The organism is Okeania sp., from assembly GCF_983059655.1.
The window spans coordinates 1-3,600 of record NZ_CEZPJD010000799.1; the positions used below are offsets into that span (position 1 = coordinate 1).

A 3,600-nucleotide genomic window follows, 5' to 3' on the forward strand; every position below is an offset into this window, starting at 1 on the left:
CTGACGATATTTCTAGCAAATATGTTCCACCCCATGTAAATATTTTTTACTGCTTGGGTGGCATTACTTTGGTTTGCTTCCTCATCCAGTTTGCTACTGGGTTTGCTATGACTTTTTACTACAAGCCAACAGTAACAGAAGCACTAGCATCAGTTCAATATATTATGACTGAGGTTAACTTCGGTTGGCTAATTCGTTCCATCCATCGTTGGTCTGCCAGTATGATGGTGCTGATGATGATTCTTCATGTTTTCCGAGTTTATCTAACAGGCGGTTTCAAGAAACCCCGCGAACTTACTTGGGTAACAGGCGTAGTTATGGCTGTAATTACCGTTAGTTTTGGTGTTACAGGTTATTCTCTACCTTGGGACCAAATTGGTTATTGGGCTGTAAAAATTGTTTCTGGTGTACCTGATGCAATTCCATTTGTTGGTCCATTTATTGTAGAACTAATGCGTGGTAGTACAAGTGTTGGTCAAGCAACTCTAACTCGCTTCTACAGTCTTCATACTTTTGTACTTCCTTGGCTAATTGCAGTATTTATGCTACTGCACTTCTTGATGATTCGTAAGCAAGGTATCTCTGGACCTTTGTAAGTTAAGCTATAAGGCGAGAATCTCCCACTATAATTTAGTGATTTAGTGGTGAGAGTGTCAAAAATAATCAAATACTAGCTCTCAGTGATTACGGAGAAAAAAAAATATGTCCACTTTAAAAAAGCCGGATCTGAGCGATCCTCAATTAAGAGCTAAGTTGGCTAAAGGTATGGGTCACAATTATTATGGTGAACCTGCTTGGCCTAATGACTTACTCTATATATTTCCAGTAGTAATTGTTGGTACATTTGCTTTGTGTGTAGGTTTAGCCGTACTAGATCCTGCTATGGTTGGCGAACCAGCAGATCCATTTGCTACACCTCTAGAAATTCTGCCTGAATGGTACTTCTGGCCAGTGTTTCAAATTCTGCGTACTGTACCTAATAAGTTGTTGGGTATTGTAGCAATGGCTTCTATTCCTCTGGGATTAATGTTGGTTCCTTTCATTGAAAGTGTCAATAAGTTCCAAAACCCTTTCCGTCGTCCAGTAGCTACTGCTGTGTTCCTGTTTGGTACAGCAGTAACTCTGTGGTTAGGTATTGGTGCTACTTTACCAATTGAGAAATCCTTGACTTTTGGTCTATTCTAAGACTGGGAGTTCTAAAATGGGACTTCTAGAATAAAATTTTACACCCTTTGTTGATTTTCTTGATGAGTACATTTGTAGTTGTGTGCTTATGTGAATTTTCAAAGGGTGTAAAATTTTTTTTGGGGTTGCAAATTATGGATTAATATTACCAAAAATTGGTTGATACTTTGACTAAAAAAACCTAATATTAATTGTTCTAGCAACTCTCAAATATACAATGCTTTTCATCAAAAATCTCAAATCATTCATAAATCTATTCCACTATTTTCAACAGACTTATTTTTTGAAGTAAAATATGTTTAAAAAGCTTGATTTTTCATTTTTAACTATCAAAAAGTTTATGGTTTTTAGCAAAAATATTATTATTAGCATAGATTGATAGTTGTAAAACGCCTTTTTTTGAGATGTAATTGTAATATAATCACTTAAAGTTAGATAAATTATAATTGATAGTTTTTTATATTCATTATCTCTGTTTAAAATTTAAATATAACTGGCTTTTACTAAGTTTTGCTAATACTATCTAGAGCTGCTGAAAAATAAAAAATACAAATAATAATGTGGAGATTAAGTTGGCTAACAAGATTAATGAAAAAAAAGGAAATACATTTGTTTTTCTGGAAATTTTATCTCGTGAAGGTGGCATTCAATCTTATGTTAGAGATATTTTCCAGGCTTACCAAGACTCAACAAATTCTACAAATGCTTGTGATTCGGTTCTAGATACTGATATATTATTACTGAGAGATGGACTAGAATGTAAAAATCCCTATCAGTCGAAGAGTATAAATTTCTATTATTTAAAAACTCAGCCTCTTTGGTTGGGTCGTTTTAGGTTAGCAACAACATTATTATGGTGTTTACTGAAAAAACAACCTCAACAAGTTTTTTGTGGTCATATTAATTTAGCTCCATTAGTTAAAACTTTATGTGCACCTCTCGGCATTCCCTACAAAGTTTTCACTTATGGCAAAGAAGTGTGGGAACCACTACCAAATAAATATCAACAGGCATTAAAACAAGCAGCTAATATTTTAACTATTAGTCGGTACAGTCGCGATCGCTGTTGTGAAAATAATTATCTAGACCAAGAAAAGTTTCAGTTGTTACCCTGTATGGTAGATGAGAATATTTTTATTCCTCAGCCTAAACCGAAAGATTTGATTGAGCGTTACAAACTGGAAGGGACAAAGGTGTTAATGACTGTCGCTAGACTTTGGTCAGGAGACCCCTATAAAGGTGTTGATGTTACTATTCGTGCCCTCCCTAGAATACTACCAATATTTCCAGAAGTAAAGTATTTAGTCATTGGAAGAGGAGACGACCAACCTCGGTTGGCCAAGTTAGCTGAAGATTTAGGGGTAGAGAAACAAGTTATATTTGCTGGGTTTGTGCCCACAGAAGATTTGGTCAGACATTATCAAGTAGCTGACGCTTATGTAATGCCTTCTCAGGAAGGGTTTGGTATTGTGTATTTAGAAGCAATGGCCTGTGGAATACCTGTTTTATCAGGTGATGCGGATGGCTCGGCAGAACCTTTACAAGATGGAAAATTAGGATGGCGCGTACCTTATAGAGATCCAGAAGCAGTAGCTAATGCTTGTATTGAGATGTTGAAGGGAGAAGACCAAAGGTGTGACGGTAATTGGTTGCGAGAAGAAAGTGTAAAAGTGTTTGGTAGGGTTGCCTTTACTGAAAGGGTAAAACAACTTTTAGATTTGTGATTAGGATATAAAAAGGATGGATATTTAAGGAGATAATGAAGTGAATCAAGGCAATTCAAAAGGATTTCAATTAACACTGGCCAGTATTGGTAATTGGATAATTGTTTTAGCTGTTGTTTGGCTGTTAGGGTCTATAGGTTTGGGATGGTTAGTTAATTCTGTTTTGATATTGATTGGTTTTATATTGATTACGCCTATAATTGCATTTATTGGGTTACGTTGGTGGTTAAATCGTAATTTAATCATAGATAAATGTCCTGTTTGTAGTTATGAATTTACTGCTTTAAATCAGACTCAATTTCAATGTCCTAGTTGTGGGGAACCACTTAAGGTTGAAGGGGGTAACTTTAGTAGATTAACTCCTCCTGGTACTATCGATGTATCTGCGGTGGAGATTAATGCACGGCAAATTGAAGATTAATAATTAATAATTAATAATTACCTCTTCTTTAAAATAAGAGGATTGACTAAAAGGAAATTTTTTCTTTTTATCCCCTTATAATGAGAGGCTTTCAAGCATAATTTTTTGGAAAATTAAATAAGACCAGAATTTTATAGTTTAGACCTGGGAAACCTCTTGAGCATAATTAATTTTATCTGATTTTAATTTTTTTATTCCTAATTATTTAGCTTCAGCTATAGCAATATGATTTGAGTTGTGAGATATTGAAAACTTTTAGGGAACACCGGA

Annotated in this window: 4 protein-coding genes; all 4 read left to right on the forward strand. The window is 34.9% G+C overall.

The window, feature by feature from the left end:
* Positions 1-596 (forward strand): cytochrome b6 (gene petB / locus AC3DU7_RS28535; RefSeq protein ID WP_488042634.1); only part of this gene is annotated, 596 nt, incomplete at its 5' end.
* A 106-nt stretch (positions 597-702) separates the two neighbouring features.
* The gene (petD, locus tag AC3DU7_RS28540) at positions 703-1,185 is read left to right on the forward strand and encodes a cytochrome b6-f complex subunit IV (protein WP_124145046.1); all 483 of its coding nucleotides are present in this window, start codon (positions 703-705) and stop codon (positions 1,183-1,185) included.
* Positions 1,186-1,757: 572 nt separating this feature from the next.
* Positions 1,758-2,909, forward strand: a complete 1,152-nt coding sequence (locus tag AC3DU7_RS28545) for a glycosyltransferase family 4 protein (RefSeq protein ID WP_488042635.1) — start codon at positions 1,758-1,760, stop codon at positions 2,907-2,909.
* Between the two features lie 40 nt (positions 2,910-2,949).
* Entirely contained in the window at positions 2,950-3,330 is a 381-nt protein-coding gene (locus AC3DU7_RS28550) for a hypothetical protein (protein ID WP_488042636.1), read from the forward strand.
* Positions 3,331-3,600: the final 270 nt, after the last annotated feature.

Coding starts and splice junctions, on each gene's coding strand:
- petD (WP_124145046.1), top strand. CDS start 703: ATGTCCACTTTAAAAAAGCCGGATCTGAGCGATCCTCAATTAAGAGCT.